Source organism: Streptomyces sp. SCUT-3 (genome assembly GCF_014083985.1).
GTDB lineage: Bacteria > Actinomycetota > Actinomycetes > Streptomycetales > Streptomycetaceae > Streptomyces_H > Streptomyces_H thermolineatus.
Genome location: NZ_CP046907.1, coordinates 2,369,109 through 2,390,402 on the forward strand (window position 1 = coordinate 2,369,109; position 21,294 = coordinate 2,390,402).

Annotated in this window: 13 protein-coding genes, 4 pseudogenes and 1 riboswitch; of the genes and pseudogenes, 7 read left to right on the forward strand and 10 right to left on the reverse strand. The window is 74.9% G+C overall.

The genetic code is table 11. The features are described 5' to 3' along the window. Positions 1–584 precede the first annotated feature (584 nt). A pseudogene (locus tag GQS52_RS10355) lies at positions 585–3,192 on the forward strand (helicase C-terminal domain-containing protein). Positions 3,193–3,230: 38 nt separating this feature from the next. Here GQS52_RS10355 and GQS52_RS10360 read toward each other — a convergent pair. Further along, on the reverse strand, positions 3,231–3,842 hold the full coding sequence (locus tag GQS52_RS10360) for a VanZ family protein (RefSeq protein ID WP_259370691.1): 612 nt from the start codon (positions 3,840–3,842) through the stop codon (positions 3,231–3,233). 240 nt (positions 3,843–4,082) lie between these two features. Here GQS52_RS10360 and GQS52_RS10365 point away from each other — a divergent pair. Beyond that, positions 4,083–5,737 (forward strand): annotated as a pseudogene (locus GQS52_RS10365) (DNA repair helicase XPB). Positions 5,738–5,797: 60 nt separating this feature from the next. On the opposite strand, the pseudogene GQS52_RS27645 reads toward GQS52_RS10365, so the two are convergent. The 3 genes and pseudogenes from GQS52_RS27645 to GQS52_RS10375 all read right to left on the reverse strand — a co-directional run. Further along, a pseudogene (locus tag GQS52_RS27645) lies at positions 5,798–5,923 on the reverse strand (hypothetical protein); the annotation flags it as partial. Between the two features lie 106 nt (positions 5,924–6,029). Beyond that, a pseudogene (locus GQS52_RS10370) lies at positions 6,030–7,412 on the reverse strand (amidohydrolase); the annotation flags it as partial. Positions 7,413–7,566: 154 nt separating this feature from the next. Next, the gene (locus GQS52_RS10375) at positions 7,567–8,862 is read right to left on the reverse strand and encodes a glycosyltransferase 87 family protein (RefSeq protein ID WP_259370692.1); all 1,296 of its coding nucleotides are present in this window, start codon (positions 8,860–8,862) and stop codon (positions 7,567–7,569) included. Between the two features lie 353 nt (positions 8,863–9,215). Here GQS52_RS10375 and GQS52_RS10380 point away from each other — a divergent pair, with 353 nt between their 5' ends. After that, the gene (locus tag GQS52_RS10380) at positions 9,216–11,273 is read left to right on the forward strand and encodes an AAA family ATPase (RefSeq protein WP_259370693.1); all 2,058 of its coding nucleotides are present in this window, start codon (positions 9,216–9,218) and stop codon (positions 11,271–11,273) included. A gap of 107 nt (positions 11,274–11,380) precedes the next feature. Further along, on the forward strand, positions 11,381–12,115 hold the full coding sequence (locus GQS52_RS10385; protein ID WP_259370694.1) for a hypothetical protein: 735 nt from the start codon (positions 11,381–11,383) through the stop codon (positions 12,113–12,115). Positions 12,116–12,200: 85 nt separating this feature from the next. Here the strand turns inward: GQS52_RS10385 and GQS52_RS10390 are convergent, their stop codons facing one another. Both GQS52_RS10390 and GQS52_RS10395 read right to left on the reverse strand, forming a co-directional pair. Beyond that, positions 12,201–12,479 carry a DUF4031 domain-containing protein gene (locus GQS52_RS10390; RefSeq protein WP_182313117.1) on the reverse strand — a complete coding sequence of 93 codons (279 nt, stop codon included), beginning with the start codon at positions 12,477–12,479 and terminating at the stop codon, positions 12,201–12,203. Beyond that, on the reverse strand, positions 12,476–12,838 hold the full coding sequence (locus GQS52_RS10395; protein ID WP_182313118.1) for a hypothetical protein: 363 nt from the start codon (positions 12,836–12,838) through the stop codon (positions 12,476–12,478). Before GQS52_RS10395 ends, GQS52_RS10390 begins: the two co-directional genes overlap by 4 nt. 185 nt (positions 12,839–13,023) lie before the next feature. Between GQS52_RS10395 and murQ the strand changes: the two genes are divergently transcribed. Further along, positions 13,024–13,989 carry an N-acetylmuramic acid 6-phosphate etherase gene (gene murQ, locus GQS52_RS10400; protein ID WP_182313119.1) on the forward strand — a complete coding sequence of 322 codons (966 nt, stop codon included), beginning with the start codon at positions 13,024–13,026 and terminating at the stop codon, positions 13,987–13,989. A 125-nt stretch (positions 13,990–14,114) separates the two neighbouring features. Here the strand turns inward: murQ and groL are convergent, their stop codons facing one another. The 4 genes from groL to thrC all read right to left on the reverse strand — a co-directional run bounded on the left by groL (position 14,115) and on the right by thrC (position 18,381). Continuing rightward, complete coding sequence (groL, locus tag GQS52_RS10405) at positions 14,115–15,737, reverse strand: chaperonin GroEL (protein ID WP_182313120.1); 1,623 nt, start codon at positions 15,735–15,737, stop codon at positions 14,115–14,117. A gap of 367 nt (positions 15,738–16,104) precedes the next feature. Further along, the gene (locus tag GQS52_RS10410) at positions 16,105–16,308 is read right to left on the reverse strand and encodes a cold-shock protein (RefSeq protein ID WP_003986833.1); all 204 of its coding nucleotides are present in this window, start codon (positions 16,306–16,308) and stop codon (positions 16,105–16,107) included. Between the two features lie 433 nt (positions 16,309–16,741). Next, positions 16,742–17,020 carry a MoaD/ThiS family protein gene (locus GQS52_RS10415; protein WP_182313121.1) on the reverse strand — a complete coding sequence of 93 codons (279 nt, stop codon included), beginning with the start codon at positions 17,018–17,020 and terminating at the stop codon, positions 16,742–16,744. After that, positions 17,017–18,381, reverse strand: coding sequence for a threonine synthase (gene thrC / locus GQS52_RS10420; RefSeq protein WP_182313122.1), 1,365 nt, complete (start codon positions 18,379–18,381; stop codon positions 17,017–17,019). Before thrC ends, GQS52_RS10415 begins: the two co-directional genes overlap by 4 nt. A gap of 15 nt (positions 18,382–18,396) precedes the next feature. Next, positions 18,397–18,534, reverse strand: a riboswitch (SAM riboswitch). Between the two features lie 189 nt (positions 18,535–18,723). Between thrC and GQS52_RS10425 the strand changes: the two genes are divergently transcribed. Then, positions 18,724–19,689 carry a glucosyl-3-phosphoglycerate synthase gene (locus GQS52_RS10425; RefSeq protein ID WP_182313123.1) on the forward strand — a complete coding sequence of 322 codons (966 nt, stop codon included), beginning with the start codon at positions 18,724–18,726 and terminating at the stop codon, positions 19,687–19,689. 147 nt (positions 19,690–19,836) lie between these two features. Next, entirely contained in the window at positions 19,837–21,291 is a 1,455-nt protein-coding gene (locus GQS52_RS10430; RefSeq protein WP_182313124.1) for a trehalose-6-phosphate synthase, read from the forward strand. Positions 21,292–21,294: the final 3 nt, after the last annotated feature.

Consider the following 21,294-nt stretch of genomic DNA (forward strand, 5'->3'; position numbering starts at 1 on the left):
CGGCCCTCCGAACGCGCCGGGGGCCGGTCCGGGGGCCGGGCCGTCCGGAGTGCCGTACGGCGGTGACGCGGGCGGCGGGCCCGACGGGGCCCCGGCCGCGCGCTGCCGCGGCAGCCGCCACCACTCGGTACCGCCGGCGGCCGGGGCGCGGCTCTCTGGCTGTTCGGGCACCTGCGGCTGCGGCCGGGACTGCGGCGGGAGGTGGGGCCGGGGCTCTCCGGCCGCGCCGGCAGCCGCGCCCTGGCCGGCAGCCGCGTCCGGGCCGTCCGGGGCGGACCGTCCGGACGGCTCCGGGGGTGTGCCGGGCGCGTTCCCCGCCGTCGGCTCGCGCTCCCGGTCGCTCTCGCTGCCCATCGAACCCCCATCGTTCCCACCGAACCGGCCGGGCCGCACGCTACCGCTCCGGCCCGGGCCGCGGCAGCACCGTGCTCCCTGCCGAACGTCGTGCCCGGACGGAGGGCCGCCAACCCTGCCTGGGCGCGACACCACCCTTCGGCACCCGTCCGGCGGTCCCGTGCCGCCCGGCACCCTGCCCCGTCCGGCACCCTGCCCCGTCCGACGGCCGCGCCGCTAATGTTGAGCGGATGGCCACCGAGCAGAGCGAAACGGCGGGCCGGGGTCCGCGCACCCTGGCGGAAGACCTGCGCGCCCGCGACGACGAGGCGCTGGCGGCGCTGCTGCGCGCCCGCCCCGACCTGCTCTCCCCCGTGCCCGGCGACCTCACCCAGCTGGCCACCCGGGCCGGAACCCGCGCCTCGGTGCTGCGCGCGCTGGAGCGCCTGGACCGCTTCGCCCTGCAGACCGCCGAGGCACTGGCCGTGGCCCCCGAGGGATGCGGGTACGACGAGCTGCTGGGGCTGATGGCCGGGGACGACGGCGACCCGGAGGTGGCCGCCGCGCTGCCCGGGGCGGTCGCCGTGCTGCGCGAGCGCGCCCTGGTGTGGGGCGGCACGGGCGGGGCCGGCGCCCCCGGCAGGACGGCTGCCCCCGGCGGGGCGGGGCCGCTGCGGCTGGTGCGTACCGCGCGCGACCTGCTGGCGCCCGGCCCGGGCCAGTCCTCCGCCGCCCCGCCGACCGGGCTGGGGCCGACGTTCGCCGAGGCCACGGCCGGCATGTCGCCCAGCCGCATGCAGGAGCTGCTGGCCGACGCGGGCCTGCCTGCCACCCACGACCCGGTGAGCGCGGTCGCCGCGTTCACCGCCTTCCTGACCGACCGGGCCCGCCTCGGCGCCCTGCTGTCCGGCGCGCCCGAGGGGGCCGTGGCGGTCCTGGAGAAGCTGATGTGGGGGCCGCCGCACGGGGAGGTGTCCGACGCGGCCCGCCACGTCCGGGCGGCCGGGGCCGTCACCCCGGTGGAGTGGCTGACCGCCCGCGGGCTGCTGCTGCCCTCCGGGCCGCGGCACGTCGTGCTGCCGCGCGAGGTGGCCCTGCACCTGCGGGGCGGCCGGGCGCACCGCGGGACGCAGCCGCGGCCGCCCGCCGTGGAGCCGTTGCGGCAGCACGGTCCACAGGCTGTGGACGCGGCCGCCGCGGGGCAGGCGTTCGCCGCGCGTGCGCGTCGTGGAGGAGCTGCTCCAGTCGTGGAGCGTGGAAGGGCCCCCGGTGCTGCGGGCGGGCGGGCTGGGCGTGCGCGACCTCAGACGCACCGCCGCCGCGCTGGAGACGGACGGGCGGACCGCCGCCTTCTGGCTCGAACTCGCCCACTGCGCCGGGCTGCTGGCGTCCGACGGCGAGGTGGACGAGGCGTGGGCGCCGACCCCGGCGTACGACGAGTGGCTGCGGGAGCCCGCCGAGCGGCGCTGGGTGCGCCTGGTCGCCGCCTGGCTGGCGGCGACCCGGACGGCGGGCGTGGTCGGCGAGCGCGACGCCAAGGGCCGCGCGACGTCTCCCCTCGGTCCCGGGCTGGACCGCTCGCTCGCGCCCGAGGTGCGCCGCCTCACCCTCTCGCTCCTCGGCGACCTGCCCGCGGGCGCGTCCGCCTCATCGGACGCGCTGGTGGCACGCCTGGCCTGGGAGCGGCCGCTGCGCGACGGCGACGGGCTGCGCGACCGGCTGGTGCGGTGGACCGTCGAGGAGGCGGAGCTGCTGGGGGTGACCGGCCGCGGCGCCCTCGCCTCCCAGGTCCGGCCCCTGCTGGCCGCCGCACACGGCGGGCCGCACGGCGGTGTCCCGGGGGAGGCGGCCCGCGAGGCCGAGGCCCTGCTCGCGCCGCTGCTGCCCGAGCCGCTGGACCACGTGCTGCTCCAGGCCGACCTGACCGCCGTCGCGCCGGGCCCGCTGCACACCCCCCTGGCGGAGGCCATGGCCGTGGCCGCGGACGTGGTGTCCAAGGGCGGCGCCACCGTCTACCGGTTCACCCCGGAGTCGGTGCGGCGCGCCCTGGACGCCGGGCAGTCCGCCGCGGGCCTGCACGCCTTCCTCGCCGAGCACTCCCGCACCCCGGTGCCGCAGCCGCTGACGTACCTGGTGGACGACGTGGCCCGGCGGCACGGCCGGCTGCGGGTGGGGGCCGCCTCCTCCTACGTGCGCTGCGACGACGACACGCTGCTGGCTGAGATCCTCGCCGACCGGCGGTCGGCCGGGCTGTCGCTGCGGCGCCTGGCGCCCACCGTGCTGGCCGCGCAGTCCCCGCCGGACGTCCTGCTGGAGCGGCTGCGCGCCATGGGCTACGCCCCGGCCGCCGAGTCCGCCGGAGGGGACGTCCTGATCGCCCGCGCCGACGCCCGCCGCACTCCGCCGCGCAACGCCCCCGTCCCGGTGGTGGAGGGCCCGCCGGTCCCCGACGAGGTGCTGACGGGCGCCGCGCTGAAGGCGGTCCGGGCCGGTGACCGCGCCGCCACCGCCGCCCGCCGGGCGCCCGCGGCCGCCCCTGCGGCCGACCGGCCCTCCGCGGGCCGCTCCTCCGCGGGCCGGGGCCCCACGGGCCGGCAGCCCGGCACCACCTCCGCCGAGATCCTGGCCACCCTCCAGGCCGCCGTGCTCACCGGGGACGTGGTGTGGATCGGCTACGTCAACGCCGACGGCGCGGCCAGCCGGCGGGTCATCGCCCCGGTGCGGGTCGAGGGCGGGTTCGTCACCGCCCACGACCACACCACCGACGAGGTGCGCACCTTCGCCCTGCACCACATCACCGGCGTCGCCGAACTGGAGGAGGACGAGGCGGCGGGCGCCCCGGCGGGCGGGGCGGCCTGACCCCCGGCGCCGGCCGTGCGGGCCGCACCCTCCGCGCCCTACGCCGTCCCGGCGGGGTGCGTGCGCCGCTGCCACCAGCGGCGCCGCGGCGGGTGGACGGCGCGGCCGATGCGGCGGCCCAGCAGCAGGTAGCCGAGCAGGGCGCCCGAGGTGTTGAGGATGACGTCGTCGACGTCGAAGGCGCGCCCGGTCACGACGGCCCCCTGCACCGTCTCGACCAGCACCATGACCAGGGCGGTCAGCAGCACCACCCGCAGCAGGCCGCGCGCCTTGGGCCACACCACCGGCAGCAGCACGCCGAAGGGCACCCCGAGCAGCACGTTCCCGCCGATCTGCTTCACGGCGTCGCGCAGTTGCGGCTGGTCGAGGTACTGGCGGATGGAGTCGCCGGGGACGAGGTTGCTGTGCACCAGTTCCTCGGAGGCCGGTGACGGGACGAGGGTGAGCCGGGCCAGCACGACCGCGAACCCGACCATGGCGGCGAACGCCACCCCCATGACGACCACCCGCAGCAGCACCGCGGGCCAGGAGCGCTTCGCCCCGCCGGCCGGGCGTTCCGGGCGTTCGCCCCGTTCGCGCCGTCCGCGCGTCCGCACCGTCCGGTGCCCCCGCGCCGCCCGCAGCGCCCGCGCGCCCTCCGGACGCGGCACCGTCGTCCGCAGCCGGCGCGCCCCTCTTCCTGAACAGAACCGGCCGGGTCATCGTCGTCCCACCCCCACCTCGTCGAAGGATCCGTTACCGCCGTTTACCCCGGTTCCTGACTGTCAGTCGGCCCCGTCCCGGCCCTCCGCCGAAGTGCGCTCCCGCGTTCCGCCCCCGATGGGGGACACTGGACGCTTGGCCGAAACCGTGCGGAAGCGGAAACGGCGGCAGAGGGGAAGGACGCGGCGTTGGGCAACGGGCCACTGATCGTGCAGAGCGACAAGACTCTGCTCTTGGAGGTCGACCACGAGCGGTCGGAGGAGTGCCGGCGGGCGATCGCCCCGTTCGCGGAGCTGGAGCGCGCCCCGGAGCACATCCACACCTACCGGGTGACCCCGCTGGGGCTGTGGAACGCCCGGGCGGCCGGGCACGACGCCGAGCAGGTCGTCGACGCCCTGGTGACCCACTCCCGCTACCCGGTGCCGCACGCGCTGCTCGTGGACGTGGCCGAGACGATGTCCCGCTACGGGCGGCTGCAGCTGCTCAAGCACCCTCCCACGGCCTGGTGCTGGTCACACGGACCGGCCGGTGCTGGAGGAGGTGCTGCGCTCGAAGAAGATCCAGCCGCTGGTCGGCGACCGGGTGGACCCGGACACCGTGGTCGTCCACCCGTCCGAGCGCGGCCAGATCAAGCAGGTGCTGCTCAAGCTGGGCTGGCCGGCCGAGGACCTGGCCGGCTACGTGGACGGCGAGGCGCACCCCATCGAGCTGGACGAGGACGGCTGGACGCTGCGCCCCTACCAGCGGCAGGCCGTCGAGGGCTTCTGGCACGGCGGCTCCGGCGTCGTCGTGCTGCCCTGCGGCGCGGGAAAGACCCTGGTCGGGGCGGGGGCGATGGCCACCGCGAAGTCGACGACGCTGATCCTGGTCACAACACCGTCTCGGCCGGCAGTGGAAGCACGAACTGGTGCGGCGCACCTCGCTGACCGAGGACGAGATCGGCGAGTACAGCGGCACGCGGAAGGAGATCCGCCCGGTCACCATCGCCACCTACCAGGTGCTGACCACGAAGCGGAAGGGCGCTACCCGCACTTGGAGCTGTTCGACTCCCGCGACTGGGGGCTGATCGTCTACGACGAGGTCCACCTGCTGCCCGCGCCGGTCTTCAAGTTCACGCCGACCTGCAGGCCCGCCGCCGCCTGGGGCTGACGGCGACGCTGGTGCGCGAGGACGGCCCGCGAGTCGGACGTGTTCTCGCTGATCGGCCCGAAGCGGTTCGACGCGCCGTGGAAGGAGATCGAGGCGCAGGGGTACATCGCGCCGGCCGAGTGCGTGGAGGTGCGGGTCGCCCTCACCGACTCCGAGCGGCTGGCCTACGCCACCGCCGAGCCGGAGGAGAAGTACCGCTTCTGCGCCACGACCGCCTCCAAGCAGCGGGTCACCGAGGCGCTGGTGGCCCGGCACGCGGGCGAGCAGACCCTGGTGATCGGCCAGTACATCGACCAGCTCGACGAGCTGGGCGAGCACCTGGGCGCGCCTGTGGTCAAGGGCGACACCGGCAACGCGCAGCGCGAGAAGCTGTTCGACGCCTTCCGCAGCGGCGAGCTGTCGGTGCTGGTGGTCAGCAAGGTCGCCAACTTCTCCGTCGACCTGCCGGAGGCCGCCGTCGCCATCCAGGTCAGCGGCACGTTCGGCTCCCGGCAGGAGGAGGCGCAGCGCTGGGCCGGGTACTGCGGCCGAAGGCGGACGGGCGGGCGGCGCGGTTCTACTCGGTGGTCGCCCGGGACCCGTCGACCAGGACTTCGCCGCGCACCGCCAGCGGTTCCTGGCCGAGCAGGGCTACGCCTACCGGATCATGGACGCCGGCGACCTGGACGACCTGCCGGCGGCCGACGGAATCTGAGCGGCACCGCCCCGCGCCGCGACCCCCGCCCGTCCGCGGGCGGGGGCTCCGGCCCGCCGGTCAGTCGTCCGCGCGGTGGGTCGGGCGGCCGGCGAGCCAGGTGCCGCGCACCCGGACGTGGCGCAGCTTCATCGGTTCGACGCCGCGCGGGTCCTCGGACAGCCACACCAGGTCCGCCGGGGCGCCCGCGGCGAGTGTGCCGCGCCCGTCGGCGAACGCCTGGTGGGCGACGCCCGCGGTGCAGGTCGAGTGCCTGGTCGACGGTCAGCCGCTGGTGCGGGGTCCAGCCCGCTTCGGGGTCCCCGTCGAAGGTGCGGCGGGTGACCGCCACCTGGATGCCCTCCAGCGGCAGGTGGCTGCTGACCGGCCAGTCGCTGCCGAAGGACAGCCGGGCCCCGCCGCGGGCGAGTTCGCCCATCGGGTACTGGAGGGCGGCGCGCCGCTCACCGACCCGCGGGACGGTCAGCTCGGTCTGCGTGCCGTCGTACTGCGCCCACAGGGGCTCGAAGTTGGCGATGACGCCGAGGGCCGCGAACCTCGGCAGGTCGGCCGGGTCGACGACCTGGACGTGGGCGATCACCGGCCGCCGGTCCCGCGTGCCGTTGGCGCGGCGGGCGGACTCGACCGCGTCGAGGGCGGCCCGCACGCCCGCGTCGCCGATGGCGTGGATGTGCACCTGGAAGCCGTCGGCGTCGAAGGCGCGCACCGCCTCGGTGAGCCGTGCGGGCTCCCAGACCGCCATGCCGCAGCTGTGCGGGGCGTCGTGGTACGGCTCGAGCATCGCCGCCGTGCCGCCCTCGATCACCCCGTCGGCGAAGAACTTGACCGTCCGGGCCTCCAGCAGCCCGCTGCCGTCCTCGGCCTCCACCCTCCGGCGGACGGCGGCGAAGGCGGCCCGCTGCTCCTGCCAGTGGTCGGGGTCGGCGCGCAGGGCCAGATCGGCGCGGAAGGACAGGGCGCCGCGCCGGGCGGCCTCGAGGTAGGCGTCGACCATGGGGGGCTCGACCCAGGCGTCCTGGACCCACGTGACCCCGGCGCGGGCGTAGGCGTCCCCGGCGACGCGCAGCGCGTCGACGAGTTCGCCGAGGGGCCGGGCGGGCACGCGGTCGAGGACGAGGTCGCAGGCGTGCCACTCGCGCAGGGTGCCCATCGGGCTGCCGTCGGGGCGGCGGACGATCCAGCCCAGCCGGGGGTCGGGCGTGTCGGCCGTGATGCCCGCGCGGCGCAGCGCCTCGGTGTTGCACCACACGGTGTGGTAGTCGGAGGCCCGCAGGACCACGGGCCGGTCGGGGACCACCGCGTCGAGCCAGCGGGCGTCGAACTCGCCGCCGGGGGCGAGCTCCGGCTCGTAGCTGGCACCGACCACCCACTCCTCGTCGGGGTGGGCCGCGGCCCAGCGGCCGACCTCGGCGACGGTCTCCCCGACCGATGCGCAGCCCTTGATCCGCGGGCCGAAGTGCTCCAGGCCGCCGAAGAGCGGGTGGGCGTGGCCGTCGCCGAAGGCGGGCATGAGGAACCCGCCCCCGAGGTCGACGCTCTCGTCCGCCCCGGGCCGCAGCGCCTCGGCACCGGCGCCGAGCGCGACGACGCGGCCGTCCCGGACGGCGAGGGCGGTGGTGTCCTCGCCGGTTCCCGTGCGGACGGTCCCGCCGTGCAGTACCAGCAGTCCGTTCATGATCCTCGTCCCCCTGAAGCCTCGTGCGGTCCGTACGGCTCGTGCGGTTCGTGCGGTTCATCCGGTTCGTGCGGCCGGACGTGTCCGGTGTCCCGGGCGTGCCCGGTGTCCCGGACGCGCCGTTCCCGCTCCGGGGCGCCGGGCGTCCGGGGGTTCAGTGCCCTGCGGGCTGCTCCGCCGACGGCCGCTCCCCGGCGTCGCGGCGCAGGCGGCGGAGCCGGGCCGCGAGCAGCACCAGCAGGGCCAGGCCCAGCAGCGGGTAGGGCGAGGCGAACGGCTGGAGCCACCACGCCAGGTGCAGGTCGGCGTCGCCGTCCTTGGGCACCAGCCACAGGGAGCGGCAGGTGAACAGCGCGGCCACCGCGGCCACCGCGGCCTGCCGCCGGCGGCTTCCCCCCGCCTCCGCGGCCAGCAGCACCAGCAGGGGCACGCACCACACCCAGTGGTGCGACCAGCTGATCGGCGACACCAGCAGCGCGGTGACCGCGCACGCCACCGCGCCCCACGCCTCCGCCCTCGGCAGGGCCGGCCCGGCGGTGGCCGTCCGGGCCGCCACTGCGAGCCCGAACGCGGCCACCGCGACCGCGGCCGCCGCCCACAGGGCGCCCGGTTCCCTGGTGCGCAGGACGCGGGCCATCAGTCCCTGGAGCGACTGGTTGTCCACGATCCACAGCTCGCCGACCCGCTCGGTCTCGAACATCCGGAGGGTGAAGAACTCGACGGTCTCCCCGGGCAGGAAGGCGGCGCCGGCCAGCACCGTCGCGACGAACGCGACCGCCGCGACCGCCGCCGCGCGCACCCGTCCGGACAGCAGCAGGTAGACGGCGAAGATCCCCGGGGTGAGCTTGACGCCCGCGGCGACGCCGATCGCGATCCCCTTGCCCCGCGCGGTGTCCGGGCGGCTCAGGTCCCACAGCACCAGCGCCGCGACCAGCAGGTTGACCTGGCCGAACCAGAAGGTCTGGAAAACCGGTTCCAGCCACAGCCCGAACGCCGCGACCAGCAGCACCGCGGCCGGGCGGCGCGGGGGGCTCGGCCAGTCGGCGCACCGGAACGACAGGTGCGCCAGCACCCCCAGCAGCACCAGGTTCCCGGCCGTGACCAGCACCTTCAGCACGGGCACGGGCACCACGGCGGTGGGGGTGAACAGCATCGCGGCGAACGGCGGGTAGGTGGCCGGCAGGTTCCACTCGGTGACGCGCAGGGCGTACAGGTCGTCGCCGTTGAGCACGGCCGCGCCCTCGGCGCGGTAGACCAGCATGTCCGCCATCGGCACCCGCGCCACCGCGACCAGCACCGTCCAGGCGGCCACCGAGAGGGCGAGCAGGGCGAGCGCCCGCGCCGTGGAGGGGCTCAGGAGGGGAGCAGGGCGCCGTGCCGGGCCGGTACGCCTTCCGGCGCCGTTTCCGGGCCCGCCGCCTCCGGACCTGCTGCGGATCCGCGCAGACACCAGCCCTCCGTTCGCCGTCCCGGCGCGACACTAACCGATCCGGGGCCGTACCGGGAGGAGTTCCCGGCGCCGCCCGGCGGCCGGGCGGGTGACCGGATGGCGACGGAGCGCCGCGGTCACTACACTCTCCTGCCTTGCCGCCTCCCGAACCGTGATGCGCCGTCCGTGCGCAGCCGTGGGAGGTACCGGCCGTCCAGCAGCCCAGCCGTGTCCGGCGGAGCCGTGCCCGGGCGGCCGGTGTCTCGCCCGCCCCTTGTCGCTGGAGGCAGTCCGCCGTGCCCACGCACGTCCACGCGCCCGACCCCGTGTCCGGCCCCGCACCCCGTTCCCCGCACGACCCCGTACCCGGTCCCGTGCACGACCCCGTGTCCGACCCCGCGTCCGACGACGGCCCGCTCGGGCGCGAACGCGCCCACCTCGCCGCGTCCCGCGCCGCCCTGAGGGCGATGCGCGCCGACGCCGAGGCGCTGGACATCTCCGACGTGACCGCCAACTGGGTGAACGCGACTGCGCTGCGCCACCAGATCGAGCTGCGCATCGCCGCGCTCGCCGACCTCGCGCACACCCCCCTGTTCTTCGGACGCCTCGACTACGACGAGACCGCCGGGGAGAACGCCGGCCGCTTCTACATCGGCCGGCGCCACGTCCACGACGCCGCCGGCGAGCCGATGGTGATCGACTGGCGCGCCCCGGTCTCCCAGCCGTTCTACCGGGCCTCGCGCGCCGACCCGATGGACGTCGCCCTGCGCCGCCGCTTCGGCTACACCGGCGGCGGGCTGACCGCCTACGAGGACGAGCGGCTCACCGACCCCGCCGCCGCCGACACCTCCTCCGCGCTGCTGCGGGCCGAGATCGAACGGCCCCGCGTCGGCCCCATGCGCGACATCGTCGCGACCATCCAGCCCGAGCAGGACGAGATCGTGCGCGCCGGGATCGGCGGCACGGTGTGCGTGCAGGGCGCGCCCGGCACGGGGAAGACGGCCGTCGGCCTGCACCGCGTGGCGTACCTGCTGTACGCGCACCGCGAGCGGCTGGCCCGCTCAGGCGTGCTGGTCGTCGGGCCGAACCGGTCCTTCCTGCAGTACATCGAGCAGGTGCTCCCCGCGCTGGGCGAGGTGGGCGTGGCCCAGGCCACCGTCGAGGAGCTGGTGGCGCACGTCGAGGTGCGCGGCGAGGACTCCCCGGCCGTGGCGCGGCTGAAGGGCGACGCGCGGATGGCCGAGGTGCTGCGGCGCGCGGTGCGCGACGGGATCACCGCGCCGACGGAGGGGCTGGTGGTGGTGCGCGGCTCGCGGCGCTGGCGCGTGCCCGTGCACGAACTGGAGGAGATCGTCGCCGGGACGGCCGCCCGCGACGTCCGCTACGGCGCGGCGCGGGAGGCGCTGCCGCAGCGGATCGCCCACGCGGTCCTGGTGCGGATGGAGGCGGCCGGGGAGGCCCCGGACGACCGCGTGCAGGACGCGGTGGCGCGCACCAAGGCGGTCAAGGACCTGGTGAAGGCGGTCTGGCCGCCGGTGGACCCGGCGAGGACGGTGCTGCGGCTGCTGTCCGACCCCGCCTTCCTGGCCCGGGCCGCGGACGGGATCCTCGACGCCGACGAACAGAGGCTGCTGCTGTGGGAGCGGCCGCCCCGCGGCGTGCGCGGCGCCCGCTGGTCGCCCGCGGACGCGGTGCTGGTCGACGAGGCCCACGACCTCGTGCAGCGCACCCCCTCGCTGGGGCACGTGGTCCTCGACGAGGCGCAGGACCTGTCCCCGATGCAGTACCGGGCGGTCGGACGGCGCTGCAGCACCGGCTCGGCGACCGTGCTGGGCGACCTCGCGCAGGGCACCACGCCGTGGGCGACCACGACCTGGGAGGAGGCGCTGGCCCACCTGGGCAAGCCCGGCTCCCGGGTGGAGGAGCTGACCCGGGGCTTCCGCGTGCCGCGGGAGGTGATCGCCTACGCCTCCCGGCTGCTGCCGCACATCGCACCGGGCCTCGCCGAGGCGACCTCGGTGCGCGACTCCCCCGGGTCGCTGGAGGTCCGCGCCGCGTCCTCGCCCGGCTCGCCGACCGCCGACACGGTGCGGGCCTGCCTGGAGGCGCTGGAGAACGAGGGGTCCGTCGGCCTGATCGCCGCCGACGCCCGCGTCGGCGAACTGGGGCGGGCGCTGGCGGACGCGGGCGTGGACTGCCTCGCCCCCGGCGAGGAGACCTCCGCCGAAGCCCGCCTGACCCTGGTGCCGGCGTCCCTGGCCAAGGGCCTGGAGTACGACTGGGTGGTGCTGGACGAACCCGCCGCGGTGGTGGACGGCGAACCGGACGGGCGGACCGGCCTGCGCCGCCTGTACGTGGCCCTGACCCGGGCCGTCTCCGGGCTGACCGTCGTCCACTCCGCGCCCCTGCCGGAGCAGTTGGCCGCGCCCTGACCCGGTGTCCCCGCGGTCCCGCGGGACCGCGGGGACACCGCTGTGCGGGAAGGAGCCGCGGGCGGGCCGGTGCCGCCCGCACGGGCCCGTCCGCGACAATGGTTCCCATGGCCGCGACGACGCATCCCGCACACGAGGCACTGCTGACCCGCTGGAACGGGCTCCTGCGGGCCGTCCGCGACGAGGCGCAGGCGCCCGACCTCCCCGACCCCGCCCCCTACGGGCTGGAGCTGCTCCGCCGCTGGGCCGAGCCCCAGCGGCGCTACCACACCACCGACCACCTGCTGGCCGTCCTGGACCGCATCGACCTGCTCGCGGGCTACGCGGACGACGTGCAGAACGTCCGGCTCGCGGCCTGGTTCCACGACGCCGTCTACCTGCCGGACCGCTCCACCAACGAGGAGCGCAGCGCCCGCCTCGCCGAACGGGCCCTGCCCGAGGCCGGCGTGGACGCCGCCCGCGCCGCCGAGGTCGCCCGCCTGGTGCTGCTCACCCGGGACCACGACCCGGCCGAGGACGACCGGGACGGCGAGGTGCTGTGCGACGCCGACCTGGCGGTCCTCGCCTCCCCGCCCCAGGAGTACGCGGCGTACGCGGCCGCCGTCCGCGAGGAGTACGGCTTCGTCCCCGACGACGCCTTCCGCGCCGGCCGCGCCCGGGTCCTGCGCTCCCTGCTCGGCATGCCCCGGCTCTTCCGCACGCCGGAGGCGCAGGACCGCTGGGAGGACGTGGCCCGCCGCAACGCCGCCACCGAGCTGGAACTGCTCGAGGCCGCCGGCGCCGACACCGGGGCCGACACCGACGCCGGGGCCGGTACCGGGGCCGACACCGAATCGCGGTGACCGTCCCTCCCCGACGGGGTCCCTCCTCTGCGGGGTCCGTCCTCGCCGGGAGAGGGCGCCCCGGACGTGCAGGAGGTCCCGGCGGTCAGCCGACGGGCGTGCGCCGGCGGTGCTTGGGGCGGCGCAGGCCGGCGCCGGTCAGGCGGCGCAGCAGTTCCTTGCTGCCGACCTCGACGGCGCCCAGCCGGACCGCGTCCGCGTAGTGCTCCGAGGGGATGTCGTAGTGGTCGCGGTCGAAGGCCCGCGGGGGCGCGCCCAGCCGGGCCGCGAAGGCGTGCAGTTCGTCGAAGGATGCGTCGCTGACCAGGTGGGACCACATCCGGCCGTGGCCCGGCCAGGTCGGCGGGTCGATGTAGACGCTCACGGCCGCAGTGCCTCACCCAGTCGGCCCACGGGCGCCAGGGCGACCGTGTTCTTCTCGCACACCCAGTGCGGGTCCGGGCCGAGTTCGGGCTCGACCGTCAGGGCGTGCGGGTCGCCCTCGTCGCGGCACAGCGGGCACAGCGGCCACCGGCCGTACCGCTCCAGCAGGGCGTCCTGCACGTCCTGGGCGACCAGCCCGGCCAGGTAGTCGGCCCCCTCGGGCCACTGCTCCGCCCACCACCGCCGGTGCGCCACCGCGTCCTCGACCAGCGAGACGGTGTCCGGGTCGTCCACTCCGCAGGCCGACAGGTCGGCCAGGACGAGGGCACGGGCCGCGTGCAGAACCGGTTCGAGATCCATACGGACCATTGTCGCCCCCGCCCCGCCGCCCCCTTCTCCGCCCGGGCCGCCCCCTTCTCCCCCGGGACCGCCCGCTCCCCCGCCCGGGGCCGCCCGCCCGAACACCTGCGCCGTCGCCGTGTCCCGGCGAGAATCGGGAGTGGTGCACCCCGCACGACGCCCGCCCGGAAGGACTGTGATCCGCCATGAACACGTCGTCCCCCGCCCCGGGGATCCAGCGGCTGCGGCAGGAGCTGGAGTCACTGACCACCGAGGCGTTCCGCCCCGAACTCTCCGACATCGACCGGCTGGACACCCTGGAGATCGCCGGTCTGATGAACAGCGAGGACGCGGACGTGCCCACCGCCGTGACCGCGCAACTGCCCCAGATCGCCGCCGCGATCGACGCGATCGCCGAACGGATGGCCCGCGGCGGCCGGCTGGTCTACGCGGGCGCCGGCACCGCGGGCCGGCTCGGGGTCCTGGACGCCAGCGAGTGCCCGCCGACCTTCAACACCGACCCGGAGCAGGTCGTCGGGCTGATCGCCGGCGGCCCGGAGGCCGTGGTCGCCTCCGTCGAGGGGGCCGAGGACGACAGGGAACTGGCCGTCGCCGACCTCGAGCGCCTGGGCGTGGAGCCGGCGGACACCGTCGTCGGGATCTCGGCCTCGGGCCGCACCCCGTACGCGGTCGGCGCCGTCGAGCACGCCCGCTCCGTCGGGGCGCTCACAGTCGGCCTGGCCTGCAACGAGCGCACCCCCCTGGCCGCCGCGGCCGAGCACGGCATCGAGGTCGTCGTCGGGCCGGAGCTGCTCACCGGCTCCACCCGGCTGAAGGCGGGCACCGCCCAGAAGCTGGTGCTCAACATGATCTCGACCATCACGATGATCCGGCTGGGCAAGACCTACGGGAACCTGATGGTCGACGTCCGGGCCACCAACGAGAAGCTGCGGGCCCGTTCCCGCCGCATCGTCGCGCTGGCCACCGGCGCGTCGGACGAGGAGGTGGAGGAGGCCCTGGCCGCGACGGACGGCGAGGTGAAGAACGCGGTCCTGACCATCCTGGGCGGGGTCGACGCCCCCACCGCGGCCCGGCTGCTGGCCGAGTCCAGCGGCCGGCTGCGCCCAGCCCTCGACGCGGCCACGGGCCGGGCCCGCATGATGGGCGAGTGACGCCGCCGGGCGTCACCGGACGCCCGGACGCCGCGGCGCCCGGGAACGCCCGAGGGCGGCACCCCTTCCGGGGTGCCGCCCTCGAGTCCGTACCGGTGCCCGGCCGGGCTTCGGATCCGGGAGGATCAGAAGTCCATGCCGCCCATGCCGCCGGCCGCGTCGGCCGCCGGGGCGGCCTTCTCCGGCTTGTCGGCGATGACGGCCTCGGTGGTGAGGAAGAGCGCCGCGATGGAGGCGGCGTTCTGCAGCGCGGAGCGCGTGACCTTGGCCGGGTCGATGATGCCCTCGGCGATCAGGTCGACGTACTCGCCGGTGGCGGCGTTGAGGCCGTGGCCCGGGGTCAGGTTGCGCACCTTCTCCGCGACGACGCCGCCCTCGAGGCCGGCGTTGACGGCGATCTGCTTCAGCGGGGCCTCCAGGGCCAGCTTCACGATCGCGGCACCGGTGGCCTCGTCGCCCTCGAGCTCGAGCTTGTCGAAGACGGAGACGGTCTGGAGCAGGGCCACGCCGCCGCCGGCGACGATGCCCTCCTCGACCGCGGCCTTGGCGTTGCGCACCGCGTCCTCGATGCGGTGCTTGCGCTCCTTGAGCTCCACCTCGGTGGCCGCGCCGGCCTTGATGACGGCCACGCCGCCGGCCAGCTTGGCGAGGCGCTCCTGGAGCTTCTCGCGGTCGTAGTCGGAGTCCGACTGCTCGATCTCGGCGCGGATCTGGTTGACGCGGCCCTGGACCTGGTCGCTGTCGCCGGCACCGTCGACGATGGTGGTCTCGTCCTTGGTGATGACGACCTTGCGGGCGCGGCCGAGGAGCTCCAGGCCGGCGTTCTCCAGCTTGAGGCCGACCTCCTCGGAGATCACGGTGCCACCGGTGAGGATGGCGATGTCGCCGAGCATGGCCTTGCGGCGGTCGCCGAAGCCCGGGGCCTTGACGGCGACGGACTTGAAGGTGCCGCGGATCTTGTTGACCACCAGGGTGGACAGGGCCTCGCCCTCGACGTCCTCGGCGATGATCAGCAGCGGCTTGCCCGACTGCATGACCTTCTCCAGCAGCGGGAGCAGGTCCTTGACCGAGCTGACCTTCGAGTTGACGATCAGGATGTACGGGTCGTCGAGCGACGCCTCCATACGCTCCATGTCGGTGGCGAAGTAGGCGGAGATGTAGCCCTTGTCGAAGCGCATGCCCTCGGTGAGCTCGAGCTCGAGCCCGAAGGTCTGCGACTCCTCGACGGTGATGACGCCTTCCTTGCCGACCTTGTCCATCGCCTCGGCGATGAGCTCGCCGATCTGGGTGTCGGCGGCGGAGATGGAGGCGGTGGAGGCGATCTGCTCCTTCGTCTCCACGTCCTTGGCCTGCTCGAGCAGCTGGGCGGAGACGGCCTCGACGGCCTTCTCGATGCCGCGCTTGAGGGCCATCGGGTTGGCGCCCGCGGCGACGTTGCGAAGACCCTCGCGGACCAGCGCCTGGGCCAGGACGGTCGCGGTCGTCGTGCCGTCACCGGCGACGTCGTCCGTCTTCTTCGCGACCTCCTTGACCAGCTCGGCGCCGATCTTCTCGTAGGGGTCCTCGAGCTCGATCTCCTTGGCGATGGAGACACCGTCGTTGGTGATCGTGGGGGCGCCCCACTTCTTCTCCAGCACGACGTTGCGGCCCTTGGGGCCGAGCGTGACCTTGACGGCGTCGGCGAGCTGGTTCATGCCGCGCTCGAGGCCGCGCCGCGCCTCCTCGTCGAACGCGATGGTCTTGGCCATGTGAAGTGGTCCTCCCAGGACTGGGGGTCCCCCCGGACGAAGCCTGGGGGAGGTGGATTGCTCCGGACCGCGCTGGCGCCCGCGACGGACGGCCCTTGCCCGCGACGGTCCCTTTCCCGCCACGGTCGGGGCCTCACCGACCCGGTCCTCGTTGTCACTCTCAACCGCAGAGTGCTAACCAATGATTAGCACTCGGCCCCTGCGAGTGCAAGCAGGAAGGTACTTCCCGGCCCCGTTCCCCGGCCTGTTGGCGGAGCGCCGCCGACCCGGCCGCCGGCCCGGCCGCGGTCCGCGCACACGTCGGCGGGCCCGCGCCCCGTGGAGGGGGTGCGGGCCCGCCGGTGAAGACCGTTGTGCCGCGGAAGGCTCAGCCGGCCACGCGGACCATGTCCGCCTGAGGTCCCTTCTGGCCCTGCGAGATCTCGAACTCGACCCGCTGGCCTTCTTCCAGGGTGCGGTAGCCGTCCATCTGGATCGCGCTGTAGTGGACGAACACGTCCGCACCACCGTCGACCGCGATGAAGCCGTACCCCTTCTCCGCGTTGAACCACTTGACGGTGCCCTGAGCCATTCCTAACTCCCCTATTGCCGGCCCTTTCACGGATCCGCACTGCACGGACCCTGGTCACAACAGCGCCGGAACGCGTCGACCGCCGCTGAATGTATCTGCCCGGATGCCCAGAGCAACAGGTCACTCGGACGAGAATTCGAGGCGGGGAGAATCCGGAATATCCGCAGAAAAGGCGTGATCGCAGGGCATTGCGGACCGGATAAATGCGGCAATCCACACAAAAGGCGCGGCATTTTGGCGATAAATCGCCGTGCGGGGCCGTGCGCCATCTCGGGCCAGAGCATGACCGGGCGCAGTGGTTTGTGCGGGGAACGGTGAAACTCTACCGCGCTTCGACCCCTCCCCCGCACGCGGGCGCCCCGCCCACCGCGCAGGTGGACGGGGCGCGGGCGGACGGGGCGCGGAACGCGCGGGGCGCTCGGCTGCGCCGGGGTCAGCAGCCGCCGGCCACCGCCGGGATGATGGAGACGCCGACGCCGTCCGGGGTCGGCGTCTGCAGGCCCTCCACGAAGCGCACGTCGTCGTCGTTGACGTACACGTTCACGAACCGGCGCAGCTTGCCGGTGTCGTCGAGCACGCGGGCGGCGATGCCGGTGTGGTTCTTCTCCAGCGACTCGATGACCTCGGCCAGGGTCGCGCCCTCGGCGGTCACCTCGGCCCTGCCGCCGGTGTAGGTGCGCAGGATGGTCGGGATGCGGACGTTGACGCTCATGCGAGGCCTGCCTCTCGGCTGTTCCGGTCGTCGGTGGTGTGCTTGCGGAAGAAGTCCGCGTCGCGGAGGGAGTCCAGGTCCGGGCGGACGACCGCGGAGGGCCCGGTGGTGGGGGCGACCGCGTCCAGGGTCTTGAGCCCGTCGCCGGTGTTGAGGACGACGGTCTCGGCCGCCGGGTCCAGCTGCCCGGACTCGATCAGCTTGCGCAGCACGCCGACGGTCACGCCGCCCGCGGTCTCCGCGAAGATGCCCTCGGTGCGGGCCAGCAGCTTGATGGCGTCGACGACCTCTTCGTCGGTGACGTCCTCGACGGCGCCGCCGGTGCGGCGGGCGATGTCGAGCACGTACGGGCCGTCCGCCGGGTTGCCGATGGCGAGGGATTTGGCGATGGTGTCCGGCTTGACCGGGCGGACCACGTCGTGGCCGTTCTTGAAGGCGGTGGAGACCGGGGAGCAGCCGGCCGCCTGGGCGCCGAAGATCCGGTAGGGCTTCTCCTCGACCAGGCCCAGCCCGATCAGTTCCTGCAGGCCCTTGTCGATCTTGGTGAGCTGGGATCCGGAGGCGATGGGGACGACGATGTTGTCCGGCAGCCGCCAGCCGAGCTGCTCGCAGATCTCGTACGCCAGCGTCTTGGAGCCCTCGCCGTAGTAGGGGCGCAGGTTGACGTTGACGAAGCCCCAGCCCTCGCCCAGCGGATCGCCGATGAGCTCGGAGCAGAAGCGGTTGACGTCGTCGTAGTTGCCCTCGATGCCGACCAGGTCGCCGCCGTAGACGGCGGCCATGACGACCTTGCCCGCCTCCAGGTCGTGCGGGATGAACACGCAGGACTTGAAGCCCGCCCGGGCCGCGGCGGCGCCGACCGCGCCGGCCAGGTTGCCGGTGGAGGAGCAGGACAGGGTGGTGAAGCCGAAGGCGCGGGCCGCCTCGACGGCGATGGCCACCACCCGGTCCTTGAAGGAGTGGGTGGGGTTGCCCGAGTCGTCCTTGACGTGCAGGCCGCCGGTCACGCCCAGCTCGCGGGCCAGGTTGTCGGCCCTGACCAGCTTGGTGAAGCCGGGGTTCATGGTGGGGCGGGAGGCCACGTCCGCCGGGACCGGCAGGAGCGGGGCGTAGCGCCAGATGTTGTCAGGGCCCGCCTCGATCGCCGCGCGCAGGGCCTCGGGGTCGCCGCTCGGGAACTCGTAGGCCACTTCGAGCGGCCCGAAACACTCCTGACAGGCGAAGACCGGGCCGAGCGGGAACCGCTCCCCGCACTCGCGGCACGACAGCGCCACGGCGGGGCCGAAGGCGGTGTCCCGGTCGGTTTCGGGGGCGCCGGTGGTGCCGGGAGCGCTGGTGGTGGCAATCGTCTGCACAGCCATATGGCGAGGCCTCTCTCCTCATCTTCCCCGGACGTATTTCGCCACAGGACGGACTTGGCACCTTCCCCGCCGGGGCCTCGCGTCGCTGCGAGTGCCGGCTGGAGGGTTGCCGGGGCTTCAACGGGCCGTTCCCTCTGCCCCTCTGGATGAGCGGTATGGCACCTGGCGCGGAAAAGCGCGCACAGGGCGTTTGTCGAGGCCGGACAACGCCGAGATGCGAAGGTCGTGCCTCGTGTCCAAGACTGTAACCGACGGCCCGCAGGCGGGTCCGTGACGTCCGTTTGTCGAGACGGACGTCACGCGTCCGGTGCGGAGCCCGGCCCCGAGGAACGGAGCGATTCCATGATTGACGAAGTGGAGCGCTGGCTCGGTCGGCGTTCGTGGAACGTGTCCGACCGGTCGAAGGACGAGCTGCTCGCCGCCAAGAGGGCCGCGGGCCCGCGCGGGACGGTCAGTGTGGTCCTGCCCGCACTCAACGAGGAGGAGACGGTCGGCGCGATCGTCACCGCGATCCGCGAGGAGCTGGTGGAGGGCCTGCCGCTCGTCGACGAGCTGGTGGTGGTCGACTCCGCCTCCACCGACCGCACGTCCGAGGTGGCCGCCGCCGCGGGCGCCGTCGTCCACCACCGCGACTCGATCCTGCCGCACATACCCGCGGTGCCGGGCAAGGGCGAGGTGCTGTGGCGCTCGCTGCACGTCACCGGCGGGCAGATCGTCTGCTTCGTCGACGCGGACCTGCGCGACTTCGACCCGGCGTTCGTGCTCGGCATCGTCGGCCCCCTCCTGACCGAGCCGGACGTGGACCTCGTCAAGGCGATGTACGACCGGCCGCTGGAGACCGGCGCCTCGACCGTCCCGGCGGGCGGCGGGCGGGTCACCGAGCTGGTCGCCCGGCCCCTGCTGAACATGCACTGGCCGCAGCTGGCCGGTTTCGTCCAGCCGCTCGGCGGCGAGTACGCGGCCCGGCGCTCGCTGCTGGAGCGGCTGCCGTTCCCGGTCGGCTACGGCGTGGAGCTGGGGATGCTGGTGGACGCCCTGGAGCTGGTCGGCCTGGACGCGCTCGCCCAGGTGGACGTCGGGGTGCGCCACCACCGGCACCAGGACGGCCAGGCCCTGGGCCGGATGGCCGCGACGATCTACCACACCGCGATGTCCCGGCTGGCCCGCACCCACCTGGTGCGGCCGGTGCTGACCCAGTTCGAGCGGGCGGCGGACGGCGGCTTCGAACCGCAGGTCCACCCGGTCGTCTCCCAGGAGCGCCCGCCGATGCTCCGCATCCCCGAGTACCGCGCCGCACGGGCCGCCTGAGCCGGACCGGTGCCCCGCCCCGCCCGGCCCGGGCGGCCGGGCGGGCGTGGAGGGTGCGCCCCGCCGCGCCCTCCCACACGCCCCTCGCACCACTCCCGTCACGCGCTCGCACGTTTGAGCGCCCTGCCGTGCGGCAAGGCTGGCGGCATGGTCTCTCATCGGGCTGCCCGGATCCTGGTCGCCTCCAACCGAGGTCCCGTCTCGTTCACGGTCCGCGACGACGGCGGGCTCTCCGTCAGGCGCGGCGGCGGCGGACTGGTGTCGGGGCTGAGCGCGATCGGCCCCGACGCGGACGCCCTGTGGGTGTGCGCGGCACTGTCCGACGGCGACCGGGAGGCCGCCCGCCGCGCCGACCACGGCCGGCTGGACCCCACCGAGACCGGCGGCCGGCGGGTCCGCATGCTCGACATCGACGCCGCGACCTTCGCCGACGCCTACAACGGCATCGCCAACTCGGTCCTGTGGTTCGTCCACCACATGCTCTACCAGACCCCGCTGGAACCGGTCTTCGACTCGGATTTCGAACGCCAGTGGGCCTCCTACGAGGCGTACAACGCGGCGTTCGCCGACGCACTGGCCGAGGAGGCCGCGGAGGGCTCCGAGGTCCTCGTGCAGGACTACCACCTCACCCTCGTCCCCGGAATGCTCCGGGAACGCCGGCCCGACCTGCGGATCGGCCACTTCTCCCACACCCCGTGGGCCCCGGCCGACTACTACCGGCTGCTGCCGGACGACGTGGCCGCCGAGGTGCTGGGCGGCATCCTCGGCGCCGACCGCGCCGCCTTCCTGACCCGCCGGTGGGCCGAGGCGTTCGCCGGGTGCTGCACGGAGGTCCTGGGCGCGCGGGTCGAGCGCGACGGGCACGAACTGCGGGTGGTCCACGACGGCCGCACCACGCGGATCGGCGTGCACGGCCTGGGCGCCGACGCCGACTTCCTGCGCGAGCGCGCGCGCCGCGACGACGTGGAGGAGCGGCTCGCCGCCCTGCGCGAGGAGGTCGGCCCGGACCGCAAGGTGATCGTGCGCGTGGACCGCACCGAACTGTCCAAGAACATCGTGCGCGGCCTGCTCGCCTACCGGCGGCTGCTCACCGACCACCCCGAGTGGCGCGGCCGGGTCGTGCACCTCGCCTTCGCCTACCCATCGCGCCACGACCTCGCCGTCTACCGCGAGTACACCGACCGCGTGCGCCGGCTGGCCGAGGAGATCGACGCCGAGTTCTCCACGCCGGACTGGAAACCGCTGGTCCTGCACGTCAGGGACGACTTCGCCCGCTCCCTGGCGGCCTACCGGATGGCCGACGTGGCCCTGGTCAACCCGATCCGGGACGGCATGAACCTGGTCGCCAAGGAAGTGCCGGTGATCTCCGAGTCCGGCTGCGCCCTCGTGCTCTCCCGCGAGGCCGGAGCGGCCGCGGAGCTGGCCGAGGACGCCCTGATGGTCAACCCGTACGACATCGGGGCGACCGCGCGCGCCCTGCACGAGGCCCTGTCGATGCCGGACGCCGAACGCGCCGAGCGCGCCAAGCGGCTGGCCGCCGCCTCCACCGCCCTCCCCCCGCAGGCCTGGTTCCTCGACCAGCTCGAGGCCCTGCGCGCCTGAGGG